Origin of the sequence: Roseateles koreensis (genome assembly GCF_028595305.1) — a bacterium.
GTDB lineage: Bacteria > Pseudomonadota > Gammaproteobacteria > Burkholderiales > Burkholderiaceae_C > Paucibacter_A > Paucibacter_A koreensis.
In genome coordinates this window covers 59,433-77,033 of the sequence record NZ_JAQQXS010000011.1, presented here as the reverse complement: position 1 = coordinate 77,033, position 17,601 = coordinate 59,433, and the positions used below count along the sequence as shown (strand labels likewise).

General features: G+C 60.5%; 20 protein-coding genes. 15 read left to right on the top strand and 5 right to left on the bottom strand.

Features of this window, described 5'->3' with window-relative positions; translation table 11 throughout:
• Positions 1 to 3: 3 nt before the first annotated feature.
• Genes PRZ01_RS13230 through PRZ01_RS13210 form a run of 5 tightly spaced genes read right to left on the bottom strand, consistent with a single transcriptional unit; the run spans position 4 to position 4,142 of the window.
• Complete coding sequence (locus PRZ01_RS13230) at positions 4 to 1,182, bottom strand: DegT/DnrJ/EryC1/StrS family aminotransferase (protein WP_273597272.1); 1,179 nt, start codon at positions 1,180 to 1,182, stop codon at positions 4 to 6.
• Positions 1,183 to 1,217: 35 nt separating this feature from the next.
• On the bottom strand, positions 1,218 to 1,988 hold the full coding sequence (locus tag PRZ01_RS13225; protein ID WP_273597271.1) for a hypothetical protein: 771 nt from the start codon (positions 1,986 to 1,988) through the stop codon (positions 1,218 to 1,220).
• Positions 1,989 to 2,033: 45 nt separating this feature from the next.
• A complete protein-coding gene (locus PRZ01_RS13220; RefSeq protein WP_273597270.1) occupies positions 2,034 to 2,957 on the bottom strand; it encodes a hydrolase 1, exosortase A system-associated in 924 nt (307 codons plus the stop codon).
• The gene (locus tag PRZ01_RS13215; RefSeq protein ID WP_273597269.1) at positions 2,954 to 3,841 is read right to left on the bottom strand and encodes a hydrolase 2, exosortase A system-associated; all 888 of its coding nucleotides are present in this window, start codon (positions 3,839 to 3,841) and stop codon (positions 2,954 to 2,956) included. The genes PRZ01_RS13220 and PRZ01_RS13215 overlap by 4 nt, the downstream gene beginning before the upstream one ends.
• 52 nt (positions 3,842 to 3,893) lie before the next feature.
• The gene (locus PRZ01_RS13210; RefSeq protein WP_273597268.1) at positions 3,894 to 4,142 is read right to left on the bottom strand and encodes an acyl carrier protein; all 249 of its coding nucleotides are present in this window, start codon (positions 4,140 to 4,142) and stop codon (positions 3,894 to 3,896) included.
• Positions 4,143 to 4,526: 384 nt separating this feature from the next.
• On the opposite strand from PRZ01_RS13210, the gene PRZ01_RS13205 reads away from it, so the two are divergent.
• From PRZ01_RS13205 to PRZ01_RS13135, 15 genes are all read left to right on the top strand, one after another.
• Positions 4,527 to 6,191: an acyl-CoA ligase (AMP-forming), exosortase A system-associated gene (locus PRZ01_RS13205; RefSeq protein ID WP_273597267.1), complete on the top strand. Its 1,665-nt coding sequence runs from the start codon at positions 4,527 to 4,529 to the stop codon at positions 6,189 to 6,191.
• A gap of 95 nt (positions 6,192 to 6,286) precedes the next feature.
• Positions 6,287 to 7,573 (top strand): pyridoxal-dependent decarboxylase, exosortase A system-associated, encoded by a 1,287-nt coding sequence (locus tag PRZ01_RS13200; RefSeq protein WP_273597266.1) that lies wholly within the window; start codon positions 6,287 to 6,289, stop codon positions 7,571 to 7,573.
• 221 nt (positions 7,574 to 7,794) lie between these two features.
• Positions 7,795 to 8,025: a hypothetical protein gene (locus PRZ01_RS13195; RefSeq protein ID WP_273597265.1), complete on the top strand. Its 231-nt coding sequence runs from the start codon at positions 7,795 to 7,797 to the stop codon at positions 8,023 to 8,025.
• A gap of 641 nt (positions 8,026 to 8,666) precedes the next feature.
• A complete protein-coding gene (locus tag PRZ01_RS13190) occupies positions 8,667 to 9,746 on the top strand; it encodes a hydrogenase small subunit (RefSeq protein ID WP_273597264.1) in 1,080 nt (359 codons plus the stop codon).
• Between the two features lie 25 nt (positions 9,747 to 9,771).
• A complete protein-coding gene (locus PRZ01_RS13185) occupies positions 9,772 to 11,649 on the top strand; it encodes a nickel-dependent hydrogenase large subunit (protein WP_273597263.1) in 1,878 nt (625 codons plus the stop codon).
• A gap of 32 nt (positions 11,650 to 11,681) precedes the next feature.
• A complete protein-coding gene (locus tag PRZ01_RS13180) occupies positions 11,682 to 12,272 on the top strand; it encodes a HupE/UreJ family protein (RefSeq protein WP_273597262.1) in 591 nt (196 codons plus the stop codon).
• Positions 12,273 to 12,293: 21 nt separating this feature from the next.
• Positions 12,294 to 13,019 (top strand): Ni/Fe-hydrogenase, b-type cytochrome subunit, encoded by a 726-nt coding sequence (gene cybH / locus PRZ01_RS13175; protein ID WP_273597261.1) that lies wholly within the window; start codon positions 12,294 to 12,296, stop codon positions 13,017 to 13,019.
• 4 nt (positions 13,020 to 13,023) lie between these two features.
• Positions 13,024 to 13,641 (top strand): HyaD/HybD family hydrogenase maturation endopeptidase, encoded by a 618-nt coding sequence (locus PRZ01_RS13170; RefSeq protein WP_273597260.1) that lies wholly within the window; start codon positions 13,024 to 13,026, stop codon positions 13,639 to 13,641.
• Positions 13,642 to 13,651: 10 nt separating this feature from the next.
• Positions 13,652 to 13,966, top strand: coding sequence for a HypC/HybG/HupF family hydrogenase formation chaperone (locus PRZ01_RS13165; RefSeq protein WP_273597259.1), 315 nt, complete (start codon positions 13,652 to 13,654; stop codon positions 13,964 to 13,966).
• Entirely contained in the window at positions 13,966 to 14,478 is a 513-nt protein-coding gene (locus PRZ01_RS13160) for a thioredoxin domain-containing protein (protein WP_273597258.1), read from the top strand. The genes PRZ01_RS13165 and PRZ01_RS13160 overlap by 1 nt, the downstream gene beginning before the upstream one ends.
• A gap of 12 nt (positions 14,479 to 14,490) precedes the next feature.
• On the top strand, positions 14,491 to 15,402 hold the full coding sequence (locus tag PRZ01_RS13155; protein WP_338111470.1) for a hydrogenase expression/formation protein: 912 nt from the start codon (positions 14,491 to 14,493) through the stop codon (positions 15,400 to 15,402).
• Positions 15,399 to 15,659, top strand: a complete 261-nt coding sequence (locus PRZ01_RS13150; RefSeq protein WP_273597257.1) for a rubredoxin — start codon at positions 15,399 to 15,401, stop codon at positions 15,657 to 15,659. Before PRZ01_RS13155 ends, PRZ01_RS13150 begins: the two co-directional genes overlap by 4 nt.
• 3 nt (positions 15,660 to 15,662) lie before the next feature.
• Positions 15,663 to 16,151, top strand: a complete 489-nt coding sequence (gene hybE, locus PRZ01_RS13145; protein ID WP_273597256.1) for a [NiFe]-hydrogenase assembly chaperone HybE — start codon at positions 15,663 to 15,665, stop codon at positions 16,149 to 16,151.
• The gene (locus PRZ01_RS13140) at positions 16,151 to 17,263 is read left to right on the top strand and encodes a hypothetical protein (protein ID WP_273597255.1); all 1,113 of its coding nucleotides are present in this window, start codon (positions 16,151 to 16,153) and stop codon (positions 17,261 to 17,263) included. The genes hybE and PRZ01_RS13140 overlap by 1 nt, the downstream gene beginning before the upstream one ends.
• Positions 17,256 to 17,600: a hydrogenase maturation nickel metallochaperone HypA/HybF gene (locus PRZ01_RS13135; RefSeq protein ID WP_273597254.1), complete on the top strand. Its 345-nt coding sequence runs from the start codon at positions 17,256 to 17,258 to the stop codon at positions 17,598 to 17,600. The genes PRZ01_RS13140 and PRZ01_RS13135 overlap by 8 nt, the downstream gene beginning before the upstream one ends.
• Position 17,601: the final 1 nt, after the last annotated feature.

The following is a 17,601-nucleotide window of genomic DNA, read 5'->3' as shown; positions in this document are numbered from 1 at the left end:
TTATTATGTTGTTTTGGGTGAATAGACGTCGCAGATCATCGCCACCATGCGCTCGAGTTCAGGTTCTAACAGGTCTTGGTGACAAGCCAGTTGCAGGATGTGATGGGACCAAAGCCGGCCATGATCGTCTTCAATGACAGTGACGTCCGGCCACAATCTGTCCCAACGAGAAACTGGTAGCCCCATCTCCCTGAGTTTGAGGTAGCCAGGATCAGGGTTGGCGACCCATAGCGGGAATACATAAGGGGCACAATTGTCCGGCAACTGAGGAATCAACGGGCGGGCATATTCGCAGTTTGCAAAGGCTTGGGTCAAAAATTGATATTTTTTTCGACGCTCGACCACAATGCGCTGACGCGGCACCCATTGGGCAACCCATCGGCTGGCCAGGGTCAGTGATTGATGCGAGGGGCCTAAATTAACATATTGATTATCATTGTGGTCATCATCTTCAGCACATCCAGCGGACGATGAACTGTCGGATGAGGGCTGACTTCGAGTCTGAAACCGCCGTACCACATTCAGCAGTGATTCGAATAAAAAACGAATTCCATTCAATCGCCCGTGATTGATGCCAGCATGAAAGATGTCAAAACCAGCTTTGATTTGATCCCTGAATGTGGGGCTACTTAGCCTGGGTAAGGTAAGTTGTTGGGTATTGTTGACAAGGCAGCCGCCTTCAGGCACGGGGAGGAATTTTGTCAAACTTGCAATCGCCAAATCACCCCATTGGCCCACGGCCCGGCCATCTTTTGCACCAAAAAGAGAATGGGCACAATCTTCGATGAACCGGATATTGTGTTGGTCACACCAAGTTCGTACCGAAGACAGGGCTTGAGGAATACCAAAAAAATGCGCGGCCAATATCACCCGCAGATTTTTGAAATGTTGCGCGTCGACCCAGGCTAGATCTGGTGAGCCGTCGTGCCGCAAGGGATAGAAAACTGGCTCAGCACCCCGCTGAACAATGGGGGCAATCATCGTAGGGCAATGGTAGGTGGGGACCAGCACTTGGTCGCCGGGGCCGATGTCGAGCATTTCCAGCGCCAGCAAAATCGAGGCTCGTCCGCTGTTGGTGAATTGCATGCCCGGCAGTGTCAAAAGACAGGGCGTTTCTGCGTGTTTTGCACCGGAGACTGTGGTCCAGTCAAAAACGGGTAGACGCGGAATGGGGTAGGGCATGAATGGCGGTGGAAATAACAATTTCGGCGTGACGATCAATCCGCGGCAGAAGATGAAGCGACCGCAGGTGCGCTGGCAGCTTCAGGGGCATCTGACAGATCTTGCCATTGCCCGACACTTTTCAGTTTGTCGCTGAGTTCAGATCTTTCAAATCCAAGACTGGCGGCCCGGTGCGCTTGCTCCAGTGCCAAAGAATATTCTTTGAGATCAAAATAAGCCAAACCAATATTGTATTGGGTGAAAGGATTGTCTTTGGCCAGAGTCGTCGATATTTTCAGCTGAGCGACGGCTTCATCATGTCTATTTTTATTGGTAAGGTAGCTGGCGTAGATGATGCGCACGATGACATCATCAGGCGCGAATCGAATGGCTCTTTCGAAATAACATTCAACGGGGTACTGCAGCGCAGGTGGATTTTCAGTTTTGAATTTTTCACCATAACGTACAACAGAAACCAAGGCGCGATGGTTGTTGGGAAATGCGCGCAAGGTATAAGATAAATCCGCCCCCGGCGGGCCCATTTGACCGCCAGACTGGGCTCCAACCAAGTTTTCAACCCGAGGCGTAAAGTGGGCGCCTTCTACGAGAACACGCTTGTCGCTGTGCGGCATTTGATCGCCGGCGGCCTGTTTGTGGTGATCTGGCCGGTAGTCGTAGGGGCCATAGTGCCCTCCGCGCAAGGGACCACAGATACCTTCGCTCACTTGTGCATGGGCTGCGCAGGCGCAACTCAGGCTCAGGCCGAGAATTACCAAAAAGCGCTGCAGAGTTTCTCCCAATTGGTGCTCCTCACTCAATTTTTTCATCGCAGTCGATGGCGATTTATTCACAAACTCAGCTGGATTTGTTGTTCAAACGCTTTGTACAAATTCAGCGGTATATGTTTCAACCTCTGCTCTGTGTCGGGCGTTGGAGAAAGTGTGATCAGCATCCGCAATATCGATCTTGCGTACGCTGGTGCGGTCGAGCAGATTCTTCCACGCGGGTGTGACCTTGGCATGATCTAGAAATTCCTGCGCGGTGAGATCTTTGCCGCTGGTGAGCAACAAGATTTGTCCCGAGAAGTGACGCCAGGCCAAGGCCATTCGGTCTTGAAACGGTGCGGTGGATTGGGCCAGAGTTTCGGCGTGCCACGCGTTGTGTTTGGCGTTGGCGTTGGTTTGTGATGATTTGCCACCGAAGGCAGTTCGTGCCGTTGTGAACAAATCGGTCAGGGCCGATACGGCAACCCCCCCGCTCAAAAATTTCTTCCAGAACGCGGGCTGCTTGAGTCGTTGCAAATAGTAGTGCTTGATGTGGGTCTTGGCCAAACTGTGGCCGGAGCGAACCCAGGGATTGAGCAGGACCAGGCCCTGCACGCGTGGGTCGGCCTTTGTTTGGCAGTACAGCAGCGCGGCGGAGGCGCCATCGCACAGGCCCCACAAGACCAGGCGCTCGATAGGGCCTTGCGTGTTTTGGCACAGCGCGTCGATGGCGCTCTTGACGTCGTCTGAAACCTCTTCGAAGGTATGGGGGCTGCCGTCGCTATCGCCCATGCCCCGGTAATCCATTCGCAGGGAGGTAATGCCGTTTTCAGCCAGTGAGCGCGCCAGCAGGGTAAATTGTCGGTGGCTGCCGGCACGATATTGAGGCCCGCCGACAATGATGAGCACTGCCGTTGGATGCCGCACCAGAGTGGACCGGGGTTCGCAGATGATGCCCAGCAGGCTGACACCCAGGCACGGGAATTGAATGGCCCGTTCTTGATAATTTTGACAGGAGGGGGGCACGTTCATGGCTGGTGCTCCAAATCCAATCGGGCAACACTTGCAGGGCTTGAGGGCGCTGCATCACGCAAGGCGCTGCAACTCGATTCAAGCAGGGCTGGTGCCAGTTCGATCTCAGCAGTTTGCCAAAATTGGGGGCCAGGAATGGATTGGTAGCGAACGGCGATGCCTGCGGCTTCCCAGCGTTGTATCGCGGCAGAGATGGCGGGGGAGGGTTCGGGCAGGGCCTGGCTGGACACTTCAAACCAACAGGCTACAGGTGCCCATGCTTGCGCCGAGGCCAGGGCAGGCGGGCTGAGCGTGGCCTTTTCCATCCCGGCGGCCAAGGCGCTGGAGAGACGGTAGCCGGCGATTTCCACGGAACCGCCCGCCAGCAGTTCAGCTTTGAGGGCGTCGGTTGAGATGGTGTTGGGCCCGCCTTCGAGCATACCGCTGGCGACTTTCAATCGCAGGAATTGCTGCAGCAACACGCGCCCGGTGCTCGGTGCTTGCCAGAATAGAAAGTGGCAGGCTTCGTTCAGGCTCGGTGCGGCTTCACAGGCTAGCAGGCAACCCAGGCGATGCCCCCAAAGCCACAGCGGCTCGCTGCCTTGCTGGCTCAGCCACGCAGCACCCAGCGCCACGTCGTCAAGCCAGTCTTGCCAGCTGGCGTCGCCAAAATCACCGCTGCTGTCGCCGCAGCCAAATAGATCGATCTGCAACACCGCAAACCCGGCCTGTGCCAGCTTGCGCGCCTGCAGTGCCGACATTTGGCGGGATTTATTCATCTCTTCAGCAAAGGGATGAATGTGCAGCACCCGGCCACGCGTTACACCTTGTGCCGGATGAAAAATGCAAAACCGCTGACCTTTGCCCTGCGGTCCTTCGAGAAAAAAGGCTTGGAAACAGGGCATGCCGGGGCCGGGGTAGGGTGAGGTGTTGTGTGGGAGGGCGAAAAAGAAATGCTCAGGCCATTTTGGCCGCAACAAAGTCGGTCAAAGAGCCGACGCTGGCAAAGGTGGCGCCATCGATTTCGTCATCGGCCACGACGATGCCCAATTGATCTTCCAATGCCGTCAGCAGGCTGACGACCGCCATGGAGTCCAACTCAGGAATGGCACCGAGCAACAGGGTGTTGCGGTTGAAGGAAGCGCTGCGGCCGTTCAGGCTGAGAACCTCGTCGAGGATGCGCAGCACATGCTTTTCGATAGTCATGAAAACGGGCGCATGAGGGCTCATGCGCATGGACAAGTTGAATATCGCCGCATCTTACATGGCAGATATTTGAGTTCATTCTTGCCAGCCCCCTCATCCGAGGCCTGTTTTTTGGGAAATTGTGCCTTTGTGGACGCCCGGCATTCCCGGTCAGCCGTTTCATTCGGTAGTTTGCAACAGCGCTTGCGTTATGGATTGAGCTCAGGACCAGTTGTGCAGGGCAACAGGCGCCAGAGGCGTGCGATACTTTTTCCTTGATGGGCCCCTCCTCAATTGACGCGGTGTCTGCCGTTCGGCTCGAAAACGGGCCGTTCAAGTGCATCGAGTTATTTGTCGCCGTGAATCTATCTGTCCACCCTGTTTTGAACGATTGACACCCGCCGCATGATTGCCAGCACCTCGCACGCTCCGATTGATTCCGTGCTTTTGCATGACCTGCCGCTCAAACAGACCCGTACGCGGCCTGACGCGCCGGCGCTGACCTACGGGCAGGCCGCTATGAGTTACGCGGAGTTGGGAGCCGCCATTGAAGGGTTCGCATCGGGCTTGATGGGCTTGGGCTTGGCACGCGGTGCGCGAGTGGGCATCTATCTTGAAAAGCGCTTTGAAACCGTGGTGGCCAGTTTCGGTGCGCCGGCTGCGGGTTGTGTGTTTGTTCCGATCAACCCTTTGCTCAAACCTGAGCAATTGGGTTTCATCGTGGCGGACTGCGACGTGCAGGTGCTGGTGACATCGCCTGACCGGCTGGGTTTGCTGGGTGAGGTATTGGCGGCCTCGGCGTCTTTGCGCCATGTGGTGCTGACCGACAAAGCCAAGGGCAGCAGCGACGCCAATGGCAACCGCAACGATGTGGCCGCGCTGACCGGGCAAGGCAAGACCGTACAAGGGTGGTCAGATTTTCTGGGCTCGGCGCCTGCTGCCGGGCATCCCGTCATTGACACTGATATGGCAGCCATCTTGTACACCTCGGGCAGCACGGGCAGACCCAAGGGCGTGGTGCTGTCGCACCGCAATATGGTGGCTGGTGCCAAGAGCGTAGCGTCTTATCTCGGCAACCATGCGCAAGACGTGTTGCTGGCGGCGCTGCCTTTGTCGTTCGATGCGGGCTTCAGTCAATTGACAACGGCTTTCCATGTCGGTGCGCGGGTGGTGTTGCTCAATTACCTGATGCCGCGTGATGTACTGAAAGCCATTGAAAAAGAAGGCGTGACGGGCTTGACCGCCGTACCGCCGCTCTACATCCAGTTGGCGCAGTTGGAGTGGCCGGCCGCCATTGATGCGCGCCTGCGCTATTTTGCGAACACGGGCGGGCGCATGCCCCGGGAAACTTTGGCCTTGCTGCGCCAGCGTGCGCCGAGCGCCAGCCCCTTTTTGATGTACGGCTTGACGGAAGCATTTCGGTCCACTTTTCTGCCCCCACAGGAGGTTGACCGGCGCCCGGACTCCATCGGCAAAGCGATCCCTAACGCCGAGATTCTTGTGTTGCGGGAGGACGGCAGCGTTTGCGACCCCGACGAGCCCGGTGAACTGGTGCACCGTGGCGCCCTGGTCGGCATGGGCTACTGGAATGATCCTGAAAAAACGGCCGAGCGCTACAAGCTATTGCCCGCCGGCGTTGGCGGGCGTGAAGGGGGCTTGCAGTTGCCGGAGTACGCGGTGTTCTCCGGCGATAACGTGCGGCGAGACGCCGAGGGCTTTTTGTACTTCATCGGTCGGCGCGACGAGATGATGAAAACCTCAGGCTATCGGGTCAGTCCCACCGAGGTGGAAGAAATTCTCTACGCCACTCGACTGGTGGGCGAATGCGTGGCCTTTGGTGTTGAGCACGCCAGCCTGGGGCAGGTGATTCAAGTGATTGTGACGGCGCCTGCGGGTGCTGACGGGGTCGACCTGCCGGCACTTCAAGCGCAGTGCCGGCAGCATATGCCCGCCTACATGGTGCCGGCTGGGTTTGAGGTGCAGGCCGGGCCGCTGCCTCGCAACCCTAACGGCAAAATTGACCGCAAGCTGTTGTCGACGGCCTGGTTTGAGCGCAATTCCCAACACTGATCCCGGCATCGCATCCAGTCCTGAATTCGGGCCCGCCGGTTTCACCGCTGAGTCGCATCCTCCATTCGATCGAGAGTCTTCCTGATATGTCAAAAATGGCTGATGTCACCCCCACCAATGCGCCAGAAATGCCGTTGCAGAGACGCGCACCGGTGCATGCACCCTTGTCGCAATTTGTGGTTGGCGAGGGTGACTTGATCGTCGGTGGGCAGCCCTTGCGCCAACTGGTGGCGCGGGTCGGACAAACACCATTTTTTGCTTACGACCGCCAATTGCTCGCTGCGCGTGTGAAGACGCTGCGCAACACCTTGCCGCCCAACATTAAATTGCATTACGCCATGAAGGCCAACCCCATGCCGGCCGTGGTGGGGGTCATGGCGGGCTTGGTGGACGGCATTGACGTTGCGTCAGCCGGAGAGTTGAAAGTGGCCCTGGACATGGGCGCCAACGCGGCTGAAATCAGCTTTGCAGGGCCGGGCAAGCGGGACATTGAATTGCGCCAAGCGGTGGCGGCGGGCGTGCTGGTCAACGTGGAATCCGCACGCGAACTGCCGGCCTTGGCGCGAGCCGCGGCGGAACTGGGCTTGCCTGCGCGTGTGGCCGTGCGTGTCAACCCCGACTTCGAGCTGAAAGGCTCCGGCATGAAGATGGGTGGTGGCCCGAAACAGTTTGGTGTGGATGCCGAGCAGGTGCCCGATCTGCTGGCAGACATCGGCCGGCTGGGCCTGGCTTTCGAGGGCTTTCATTTGTTCGCCGGCTCGCAGAACCTGAAGGCTGAGTCGATCTGCGAAGCTCAGCAAAAATCCTATGAATTGGCCTTGCGCCTGTCGCGGCATGCGCCAAGCCCTGTCAAGTTCTTGAACCTGGGGGGCGGGTTTGGTATTCCGTACTTTCCGGGTGAAACCGCGCTCGACCTGACACCCATCGCGGCCAATCTTGCGGAGTTGGCGGGCCGGGCGAGCGTTGATTTTCCGCAGGCGCACCTCGTGATCGAGTTGGGTCGCTACTTCGTTGGTGAGGCCGGCATTTATGTCACCCGTGTGGTAGACCGCAAAGTGTCGCGGGGTCAGGTGTTTCTCGTGACGGATGGGGGTTTGAATCATCACTTGTCGGCTTCGGGTAATTTCGGGCAGGTGATTCGCAAGAATTACCCCGTGACCGTGATACGGGCTGGTGATTCCGCGGCAGCCCATGCAGGGACTGAACTCGCCTCGGTGGTGGGGCCCTTGTGTACACCGTTGGACCTCTTGGCCGACAAAATGGCGTTGCCCGTCGCCGCCGAAGGCGATTGGGTGGTGATTTTTCAGTCGGGAGCCTACGGCGCCAGCGCAAGCCCGGCGGGCTTTTTGAGCCAGCCCTTGTTCGCTGAAGTGCTGGTTTGAACGCGCCTCGATAGGGCCGCGAGGGTGGGTGCAGTGGGTACAACGGGTGCCTTCTGCTCTCCCGCCTGCCCGCTCTGCGCGCAGCAAGCTGGCTGCGCCAACCCGACGCAGCCCTAGGACTTTGCCTGACAAGCGCTTTGGCGCGCGGCCGACTACGCAGCAACACCGTTGATGCCTACAGTTACTTACATCTTGAAACCGTAAGTCCTGAGGAGAACATCATGCTGAGCCCCGCACTTGTCAGCCCCTTCGCCATGTTGCTGAACCCGGAAATCGTGTTGCAAGCGATGGAACATTCTGAACGTCTCAACCACCTGCACAGCCGCGTGTACCGGCCGCTTGACAAACCGTTGATTCCCCGTGGTGCCGTGGTGGATTTGACTGAATTTGATCGCCTGGTTGACGCGGAAGACCTCGACGAAGTTGAGTTGGAAGATTCGCTGCTGTCTTAAGCAGGTCAGCGCACAAGCCATGACGCCTGCCCGTCGACCACCGACCGTCATGTCAATGCCTTTTGAATGCGCGCACAGATTGAAACGCTCGGCGATTTTGATGCTTCTTTGACCCGCCGCATGACCTGACCCCATTGCGGTCGCCCACGTCGTGAGACGCAAGCATGCGGCCGGCAAGATCCACCGCCTTGGCGAATCTCACCCCGGCCCCATGCGCAGCGGCGGCGATGCCGCCCGATTCACCTTGAGTCGTGGCGAATGCTGTGACCCGCGCGCGGCATCCCTGAGGGGACCATTTGCGCGACTTCTGGCGCAGGTTCACCTCCCCGATCCGGATACTTGAATTTCGTCGCTGGATGATAAGTTTTCAGCATTGCCTGAAAACTGAAAAGTCACCTTCCACCCCCTCGAATACACCGATCCTGCGTGTATTGATGGCGAAATTTTTCGCCAATAAAAACAAGAGCTTGCGTGTTTGTTTTGGGGTATTCCCTTGAGCTGCCCCAAGTTGGCTCGTGATTTGCGTCAAGTGGCTACCGGTCGGAGAAGGGGCGGGCGCTTCATGCAGGGTGGGGCGGCCCGTGCAATCGGGGTTTGGGCCGTGCACGAGCCCAAGATCAACTACACGGAGACAAGCAACGATGGAAACCTTTTACGAGGTGATGCGCCGTCAGGGCATTTCACGCCGCAGCTTTTTGAAGTATTGCTCGCTGACGGCCACATCGCTGGGCCTGGCGCCCAGCTTTGTGCCGCAGATTGCGCATGCCATGGAAACCAAGCCGCGCACCCCGGTGCTATGGCTGCATGGCCTGGAGTGCACCTGCTGCTCGGAGTCCTTCATCCGCTCGGCCCACCCCCTGGCCAAAGACGTGGTGCTGTCCATGATTTCGCTGGACTATGACGACACCTTGATGGCCTCCGCCGGCCATCAGGCCGAGGCGATTCTTGAAGAGATCATGACCAAGTACAAGGGCAACTACATCCTGGCCGTGGAGGGCAACCCGCCGCTCAATCAAGACGGCATGAGCTGCATCATCGGTGGCAAGCCTTTTGTTGAACAGCTCAAGCATGTGGCCAAAGATGCCAAGGCCGTGATCAGCTGGGGCTCTTGCGCCAGCTGGGGCTGTGTGCAGGCCGCCAAGCCCAACCCCACCCAGGCCACGCCGGTGCACAAGGTTATTTTTGACAAGCCCATCATCAAAGTGCCGGGCTGCCCGCCCATTGCCGAGGTGATGACGGGTGTGATCACCTATATGCTGACTTTTGACCGCATCCCCGAGCTGGACCGCCAGGGTCGGCCCAAGATGTTCTACAGCCAGCGCATCCACGACAAGTGCTACCGCCGGCCCCACTTTGATGCCGGCCAGTTCGTCGAGAACTGGGACGACGAGAGCGCACGCAAAGGCTATTGCCTCTACAAAATGGGCTGCAAAGGCCCCACCACCTACAACGCCTGTTCGACGGTGCAGTGGAACGAGGGCACCAGCTTCCCCATCAAGGCCGGCCACGGCTGCATCGGTTGCTCGGAAGACGGCTTCTGGGACAAGGGCTCCTTCTACAACCGCCTCACCGACATCCACCAGTTCGGCATCGAAGCCAATGCGGACAAGGTTGGCGCCACTGCGGCTGGCGTGGTCGGCGCGGCAGCGGTGGCCCACGCCGCGGTTTCAGCCATCAAGCGCGCGTCCTCGGGCAATGCCGACACCTCGGCCAAGCAGTAAGTCTAGAAATTAGAAGGAGCATGACATGGGTGCTAGTTCAGGCAATGCGGGCGTTTACGAGACGCAGGGTTTTCAGATGAATAACACGGGCCGTCGCATCGTGGTGGACCCGGTGACGCGCATTGAGGGCCATATGCGCTGTGAGGTCAATCTCGACAGCAATAACGTCATCCGTAATGCCGTTTCCACCGGCACCATGTGGCGTGGCCTCGAGGTGATTTTGAAGGGCCGCGACCCACGCGACGCCTGGGCTTTTGTAGAGCGCATCTGCGGCGTTTGCACCGGCTGCCATGCGCTGACCTCGGTGCGCGCCGTGGAAGACGCGCTGGGCATCATCATCCCCAAAAACGCCTATCTGATCCGTGAAATCATGGCCAAGACCTTGCAGGTGCATGACCACGCCGTGCACTTCTACCATCTACACGCCCTTGACTGGGTGGACGTGGTGTCGGCGCTGAAGGCCGACCCCAAAAAGACCTCCGAGCTGCAGCAGCTGGTGTCGCCTGCGCATCCTTTGTCCTCGGCAGGCTATTTCCGCGATATTCAGAACCGGCTGAAGAAATTCGTGGAAAGCGGGCAACTGGGGCCCTTCATGAACGGCTACTGGGGCAACAAGGCCTATGTGCTGCCGCCCGAGGCCAATCTGATGGCCGTCACGCACTATCTGGAGGCCCTGGACCTGCAGAAGGATTGGGTCAAGATCCACACCATCTTCGGTGGCAAGAACCCTCACCCTAACTATTTGGTCGGTGGTGTGCCCTGCGCCATCAATATCGACGGCAATGGTGCGGCCGGCGCGCCCATCAATATGGAGCGCCTGAACTTCGTCAAAGCCCGCATCGACGAGATCATCGAGTTCAATAAAAACGTCTATGTGCCCGATGTGCTGGCCATCGGCACCCTCTACAAGCAGGCGGGCTGGTTGTACGGCGGTGGCCTCTCGGCCACCAATGTCAGCGACTACGGCACGTACGAAAAAATCATGGGCCACAAAGACACCCAGCAGCTGCCGGGTGGCGCTATCCTGAATGGCAACTGGGACGAGATCTTCCCCATCGACCCGCGCGACCCCGAGCAGGTGCAGGAGTTCGTCCCGCACAGCTGGTACAAATATGCCGACGAAAGCAAGGGCCTGCACCCCTGGGACGGCGTGACCGAACCGAACTACGAGCTGGGCGCCAAGACCAAGGGCACACGCACCGACATCAAGGAGTTGGACGAGAGCGCCAAATACTCCTGGATCAAGTCGCCACGCTGGCGCGGCCACGCCATGGAGGTAGGCCCGCTGTCACGCTACATACTGGGTTATGCCCACGCAATGAAGGGGCATAAATACAGCCAGCGGGTCAAGGAGCAGGTGGACTATTCGGCCAGCATGATCAACTCAGGCATCCCTAAGGCCCTGGGCATCCCCGAGACCCAATACACCCTCAAGCAGCTGCTGCCCACCACCATAGGCCGCACCCTGGCCCGCGCGCTGGAAGGCCAGTACTGCGGCGAGATGATGCTGGACGACTACAACGAGCTGCTGGCCAATATCAAGTCCGGTGATACCACGACGGCCAATGTCGAGAAATGGGACCCCAGCACCTGGCCCAAGGAAGCCAAGGGCGTGGGCACGGTGGCCGCGCCGCGCGGCATGCTGGGCCACTGGATCAAGATCAAGGACGGCCGCATCGAGAACTACCAATGCGTGGTGCCCACCACCTGGAACGGCAGCCCGCGTGATAACAAGGGCCAGATCGGCGCCTTCGAGGCGAGCCTGATGAACACCCCCATGGCCAACCCCGAGCAACCGCTGGAAATTCTGCGCACCCTGCATTCCTTCGACCCCTGCCTGGCCTGCTCCACCCATGTGATGAGCCCTGATGGCCAGGAGCTGACATCGGTCAAGGTTCGCTGATCCATCGCGTTAGTAAACAGGAGACGATCACCATGATTGCAAGACGAGCATTGAAGTGCTGTGCCACCCTGGGCCTGCTGTCCATCGGTCTGGCAGCCCAAGCGCACACCGGGCAGGGCGCCCTTGGCCATGAGCTGGAGTTTCTGAGTGGTGTGGCTCACCCCTTCACCGGGTTGGATCACTTGTTGGCCATGCTCGCCGTGGGCGTATGGGCCAGCCAACTGTGGCGCGGCAAAGCCAGGCTGTTGGCGCCGGCCCTGTTTCTTGCACTGTTGTTGACGGGCGCTCTTGTAGCTCAGGCCGCCTGGGTCGCACCGCAATTGGAGGCGTGGGTGGCGGCCAGCGTTGTGGGCTTTGGTGGCTTGCTGCTGCTGAGGGAAAGCGTGCCATCGGCACTGGGATTGCTGTTTGTGGGGCTGGCCGCCTTGGTCCATGGTCAGGCCCATGGCCTTGAGCTGCATGGTGCGCAGGCAATAGGCGGCTTCGTGCTGGGTTCGGCCCTGTTGCATGGCCTGGGTCTGCTGGCCGGCGCGGCCTTGGCACGTTGGCCCGCCAGGCTGGGCCAAGCCTTCGCCCTGGCGCTGACCGCCAGCGGCTTGGTTCTGATGCTCAGCCGTCTTTGAGCCAGCCCAAGGAGAGCCACCATGTCTGTCAGCTCCACCGAAGTCGGCACCCAGGGCTTTGATGCCTTGGACGCCAGCCGCGCCGACCAGATCAAGTCGGTTTACGTGTTTGAAGCCCCGGTGCGCATCTGGCACTGGATCAATGCCCTGGCCATCACGGTGCTGGCGATTACGGGTTACTTCATCGGCTCGCCCCTGCCCACCGTCAGCGGCGAGGCCAGTGCCAACTATCTGATGGGCTATATCCGCTTCGCTCATTTCTCTGCCGGCTATCTGCTGGCCGTGGGCCTGATCGGGCGGCTCTACTGGGCGCTGGCGGGTAACCACCATGCACGCGAGCTGTTCTGGGTGCCCATCTTTCAGAAGGCCTACTGGCAGGAGTTGGTCGGCATGGTGAAGTGGTATGGCTTTATCGCCAGGCGGCCAGGCCAGTATGTGGGCCACAACCCCTTGGCCCGCTTCGCCATGTTCTTCATGTTTTTGCTGACGGTGATTTTCATGGTCTTCACTGGCTTTGCGCTCTACTCCGAGGGGGCGCAAGCCGGTTCTTGGCAAGACAAGCTGTTCGGCTGGGTGATCCCGCTATTCGGCCAGTCGCAAGATGTGCACACCTGGCATCACTTAGGGATGTGGGCACTGATTGTGTTTGTGATCGTGCATATTTACGCCGCCATCCGCGAGGACATCATGGGCCGCTCCAGCGTGGTCAGCACCATGATCTCAGGCCACCGCACCTTCAAGGACTGAAGTCATGGCTAACTCCATCTGCGTCATGGGCATAGGCAACGTCCTGTGGGCCGACGAAGGCTTTGGCGTGCGCTGTATCGAGGCCTTGCAGACGCGCTACGAGTTCGCCCCCCATGTGCAGCTGATCGATGGCGGCACCCAGGGCCTGTATCTGATACAGCATGTGCAGGAGGCCGACAGCCTCATGATCTTCGACGCCATTGACTACGGCCTGGCGCCCGGCACGCTCAAGCTGGTGGAGGGGGAGGAGGTGCCCAGATTCATGGGCGCCAAAAAAATGAGCCTGCATCAGACAGGTTTTCAAGAGGTCTTGATGCTGGCCCAGCTGACGGACAAATTCCCCCGCCGCCTGCTCTTGATCGGCTGCCAACCCGAGCATTTGGAAGATTACGGCGGCAGCCTGCGGCCAGTCGTCAAACAGGCCATGGAAGAGGCCCTGGCTCTGGGCGTGGCGCGCCTGAGTGACTGGGGCGCCCAGCCGCGCCAACGCAGCCGCCCGCTGGACACCCGCGAGGCCGTCACCTTTGCCGAGCTGGGCCTGGTGGCTTATGAGGAGGCCCGGCCCTCCGAGGCGCTGGCCTGCCGCAGCGGCGATGCGCGGTTTTTCCCACAGACTGCCTAGGTAATTCATTATGTGCATCGGAATTCCCATGCAGGTCTTGGCGCTCTCGCCAGGCCATGCGCTGTGTCAAGGCCGGGGCGAGCCCGAGCAACTCAACACCGCCTTGTTGGGCGAGCTGGCCCTTGGCGACTGGGTGCTGAGCTTTCTGGGCAGTGCCCAAGAGCGCCTGAGCCCGCAGCGCGCCGCTGAGATCAATGCCACCCTGGACGAGATGCAGGCCTTGCTGAACGGCGCGGCCCTGCATACCGAGGCCAGTTTTGATTTGCCTTCCCGCATGAGTCAGGCCGAAATGCTGGTGCTGACCGGGACTACCGGAGAATTTTGATGAGCCATGACCTTGATAGCAGCCAGGCCCATATTGCCCTGCCCGTGCAAGCCCCGCTGGAAAAAAAGCCCGAGACCCTGATCGAGCGCCTGGTCTCCCAGCATGGCGCCACCTGGGTGGACGAGAGCAGCATAGAAGCCTGGTCCCGCGAGGGGGGCGACCGTGTGGTGTTATTCGCCGGTGACCCGGTGCAATTCCCCGAGGGTCAGGACGTGGTGGTGGTGCTGCCCGAGCTGCGCCGCGCCAGCGGCCGGCACTTTGAGATCGCCGTTGTGCCGCGCGAGAAAGAGCAAGACCTCGCCCGCCGCTACGGCTCGCAGCGCTGGCCCAGCCTGCTGTTTCTGCGTGACGGGCAATACGTCGCCACGCTCAGCGGCATGCATGACTGGGACGTTTATGTGGACGAGGTCAAACGCGTGCTGGCCCTGCCCACCTCGCGCCTGCCCGGCATTGGCATCCCCCTGGTCAGCGCCAATGCCAATGCAAATTCCAATTTCGACTCCTGCCATTGATAGGCCGCCATCATGATGAAGAGCAACGAATTTCCGATTCCGGTCATCAGCATCGGTGTTGGCCCGGGCAGCCAGCCGGAGGATGAACAGTTGGCGTACCTGCCCATGCCCCAGGGCATGGAGACCTTCCGCCAACCCCTGTTGCCCGAGCCTGAGGAGATGGTCAGCCGCGAGCAAGCCCATCTGGCCCTGCGTGAAACCTTGGCCCAGCTGAAGCTGACGCTGGCTGACGGAATCAATCGTCGGGTCAATCTGATGGGCATGGCCAAGTCCGATCTGCTGCTCATCAACCAGGTGCTAGGGGAGGGTGAAGTGAGTGTCTTGCTGAAGGGCAATGCGCTGGTCGATAGCGCAGAGGGTGAGTCCGAGCTGCGCGTGCAGGAGTCAGTGTTTGCCGGCATCTGGCGGGTGATTCAAACGCAGGGCGGCAAGGTAGTGTCCGACCACCTGGAAGTGGGCGCCGTGCCGGCCGCCATCCGGCTGACCGCCCTGCAAGACCATTGGAGCGAGGCCCAGCGCGAGGCCGCGCGCTGGCGCGGTGGCCTGCCGCCCAATGTGCAGAACGCGCCCAGCTTGCTGGTTGAGATCGAAGACCAGTGGTGCCATTGGCAAACAGGCCAGGGCGCCCACATGATCAACCTGACGCTCTTGCCGATGTCGGTGGAGGACATCGGTTTTCTGGACCACCATTTGGGCACTGGCCGGGTGCTGATCCTGTCGCGTGGCTATGGCAACTGCCGCATCACCAATACCTGCACGCCCAATACCTGGCGGGTGGTGTATTACAACTCGCAAGACCTGGTGATTCTCAACACCGTGGAGATCTGCGATGTACCCGAGGTGGCCCTGGCTGCGCCCGAGGATTTGAGCGACTCGCTGGAGCGACTCACCGACGTGCTGCACTGGGTGGAGCAGGCTGGATGAGCCGCGTCGGTGCAGATCTTGGCCTGGGCGCCGCTCGCTTCGAGGGCAGCTATCTGGGCGACGCGCAGCGCCTGCCCGCGGACTCCAGGCTGGAGTGCAAGATTTGCTGGTGGGTGTATGACCCGGCTTTGGGCGACCCGGTTTGGCAGGTGGCGCCGGGTTTGGCGTTCGCCGATTTGCCGGCCTACTGGCGCTGCCCACAATGCGATGGCGAGGCGGCACAGTTCATGGTCTTATCCGCTGAAATTGGAGATTAGGCGATGTCGCAAGAACTGGCGCAGCGCATTGATATTTTGCAGGCCCTCTTCGAGGGGATTGCTCGCACGCGCATGTTCGACATCCCCATCCTTAATCTTGCTCTGCAGGTCGAGGCCGTGGGTTTTGAGCGCCTGCCACCGCCGGATGCCGACGCCGCTTTGGGTATTTTGATCACGCCCTGGTTCATGAGTCTGTTGTGCCTGCCCTTGCAAATGCAGCAAGAACGCGGACCGGCGCGCAGCCTGCAGTTGGGTGGGCGGCAGTTCGAGTTTCTGAGCGCCAGCGAGCCTGGCCTGGGTGCGTTTTCGGCCTGCTCGCTGTTCTCTCCCATGGGGGATTTTGCCGACCCGGCCGGTGCCCGTGCCACGGCGCTGGAGATTCTGCGCAGCTTGCGCCTGCCACCCGAGCCAGCGCCTGTTGTGGAGACTGTGCAGGCTTCCCGCCGCGCCCTGTTCTTCGGCCGGCCCAGGTCTGCCGAACTGGAGCGCTGATGAGCAGCCTGTCGGGTCTGGGCGGTAGCCTGCAAGTGCGGCCAGGCCAACCCTGCCCACACAATCTGCGCAGCAGCCGGCGCGACTGGGCTGGCCGGCTGACGATTGGCCTCCCGGCCGCCGCCGTGCCGCAACGCCTGGCCAGCATGTACGGCCTGTGCGCCCATGCTCAGAGTCTGTGCGCCAGCCTTTGCGTGGCGGCTGCACAGGGGCGCCTGACCGGCTCCGATGGGGCGGCTAGGCGAGCGCTGCAATGGGAGACTGCGCGTGAGCATCTGCGCCGCATCTTGCTGGGCTGGCAACTCGGGCTGCACTTGCTGCCATGCTCGCTGCTCAGCGCGTCGCAGCCGGAACCGGCCCAGTTGCTGGCGTGGCTTGAAAAAAACCTGCTGGCCATGCCGGCGACAACTTGGCTGAGCGAATGGTCGCGCGATCCGCAAGCCTGTTTGCGGCAATGGAGCGAGGAGGGTGGCAGCAGGCTGGCCCGGCTGTTCGCGAAAAACCGCGCCAGCGCCGATCAGCCCCTGGCTGGCGCGCCCCAACTGCGGCCGCACGCCAGCTCCGACGATCTGCATGAGTTGGCCCTGTGCATGCAGACTCAGCCGCAGTTCTGCCTGCGCCCGCTGTGGCGCGGCGCTTGCGCCGAGACTGGACCCTGGACTCGTTTGAATAACTCGGATCCTGCGCTGACCAGCGTCTGGTTGCGCCTGGGCGCCCGCTTGGCTGAACTGCTGCGCCTGGCCCTCCCTGGCGACACTGGCGAGCCCGGTCAAACTGGTGCCGACTATCTGCAAGCCGGCCAGCTCAGCCTGGGCCCAGGCCAGGGCTTGGCCTGGGTAGAGATGGCGCGCGGCCTGCTGGTGCACAGGGTGGTGTTGGACGCGACAGCTAGGGTCAATGCTTGTCAGGTTTTAGCGCCCACCGAATGGAACTTCCACGCCGAGGGCGCGGTGGCCCAGGCCTTGGCGGCCATGCCGTCGACATTGACGCCCTGGGTGTTGCGTGACGCCCGGCTGCTGATGTCTGCCTATGATCCCTGCGTGAGTGTCGAAATTGTTGAACAGCCTATAGACATCTTGGTCGCGGCTGCCCAAGGAGCCCCGCATGCATGAAGCCAGCCTTGCCGGAGGCATCTTGAAATTGGTGGAAGACGCAGCCCGGCGCGAGGGCTTCAGCCGCGTCACCACGCTGCGCCTGCAAGCCGGCCAATTGGCGGGTGTGGAGGCGCGTGCCCTGCGCTTTGCGCTGGAGGCCTTGGCGCCCGGCACCGTCTTGCAAGGCAGCTTGTTCGAGATCGAAGAACCCCCCGGCCAGGCCTGGTGCCTGCCCTGCGGCCAGACCGTCAGCATCGCCCGGCGTGGCGACCCCTGCCCCGGCTGCGGCCACTATCAATTACAAGCCACCGGCGGCACCGAACTCAAGGTGCTGGACATGCTGGTGCAAGACTGAG

Excerpts from the sequence above, each read along its gene's own strand:
- PRZ01_RS13185 (WP_273597263.1), top strand. The coding sequence starts at position 9,772 with ATGGGTGCTAGTTCAGGCAATGCGGGCGTTTACGAGACGCAGGGTTTT.
- PRZ01_RS13205 (WP_273597267.1), top strand. The coding sequence starts at position 4,527 with ATGATTGCCAGCACCTCGCACGCTCCGATTGATTCCGTGCTTTTGCAT.
- PRZ01_RS13220 (WP_273597270.1), bottom strand. The coding sequence starts at position 2,957 with ATGAACGTGCCCCCCTCCTGTCAAAATTATCAAGAACGGGCCATTCAA.
- PRZ01_RS13135 (WP_273597254.1), top strand. The coding sequence starts at position 17,256 with ATGCATGAAGCCAGCCTTGCCGGAGGCATCTTGAAATTGGTGGAAGAC.
- PRZ01_RS13215 (WP_273597269.1), bottom strand. The coding sequence starts at position 3,841 with ATGCCCTGTTTCCAAGCCTTTTTTCTCGAAGGACCGCAGGGCAAAGGT.
- PRZ01_RS13195 (WP_273597265.1), top strand. The coding sequence starts at position 7,795 with ATGCTGAGCCCCGCACTTGTCAGCCCCTTCGCCATGTTGCTGAACCCG.
- PRZ01_RS13170 (WP_273597260.1), top strand. The coding sequence starts at position 13,024 with ATGGCTAACTCCATCTGCGTCATGGGCATAGGCAACGTCCTGTGGGCC.
- PRZ01_RS13190 (WP_273597264.1), top strand. The coding sequence starts at position 8,667 with ATGGAAACCTTTTACGAGGTGATGCGCCGTCAGGGCATTTCACGCCGC.
- cybH (WP_273597261.1), top strand. The coding sequence starts at position 12,294 with ATGTCTGTCAGCTCCACCGAAGTCGGCACCCAGGGCTTTGATGCCTTG.
- PRZ01_RS13210 (WP_273597268.1), bottom strand. The coding sequence starts at position 4,142 with ATGACTATCGAAAAGCATGTGCTGCGCATCCTCGACGAGGTTCTCAGC.
- PRZ01_RS13180 (WP_273597262.1), top strand. The coding sequence starts at position 11,682 with ATGATTGCAAGACGAGCATTGAAGTGCTGTGCCACCCTGGGCCTGCTG.
- PRZ01_RS13160 (WP_273597258.1), top strand. The coding sequence starts at position 13,966 with ATGAGCCATGACCTTGATAGCAGCCAGGCCCATATTGCCCTGCCCGTG.
- PRZ01_RS13225 (WP_273597271.1), bottom strand. The coding sequence starts at position 1,988 with ATGAAAAAATTGAGTGAGGAGCACCAATTGGGAGAAACTCTGCAGCGC.
- PRZ01_RS13230 (WP_273597272.1), bottom strand. The coding sequence starts at position 1,182 with ATGCCCTACCCCATTCCGCGTCTACCCGTTTTTGACTGGACCACAGTC.
- PRZ01_RS13140 (WP_273597255.1), top strand. The coding sequence starts at position 16,151 with ATGAGCAGCCTGTCGGGTCTGGGCGGTAGCCTGCAAGTGCGGCCAGGC.
- PRZ01_RS13150 (WP_273597257.1), top strand. The coding sequence starts at position 15,399 with ATGAGCCGCGTCGGTGCAGATCTTGGCCTGGGCGCCGCTCGCTTCGAG.
- PRZ01_RS13200 (WP_273597266.1), top strand. The coding sequence starts at position 6,287 with ATGGCTGATGTCACCCCCACCAATGCGCCAGAAATGCCGTTGCAGAGA.
- PRZ01_RS13155 (WP_338111470.1), top strand. The coding sequence starts at position 14,491 with ATGATGAAGAGCAACGAATTTCCGATTCCGGTCATCAGCATCGGTGTT.
- hybE (WP_273597256.1), top strand. The coding sequence starts at position 15,663 with ATGTCGCAAGAACTGGCGCAGCGCATTGATATTTTGCAGGCCCTCTTC.
- PRZ01_RS13165 (WP_273597259.1), top strand. The coding sequence starts at position 13,652 with ATGTGCATCGGAATTCCCATGCAGGTCTTGGCGCTCTCGCCAGGCCAT.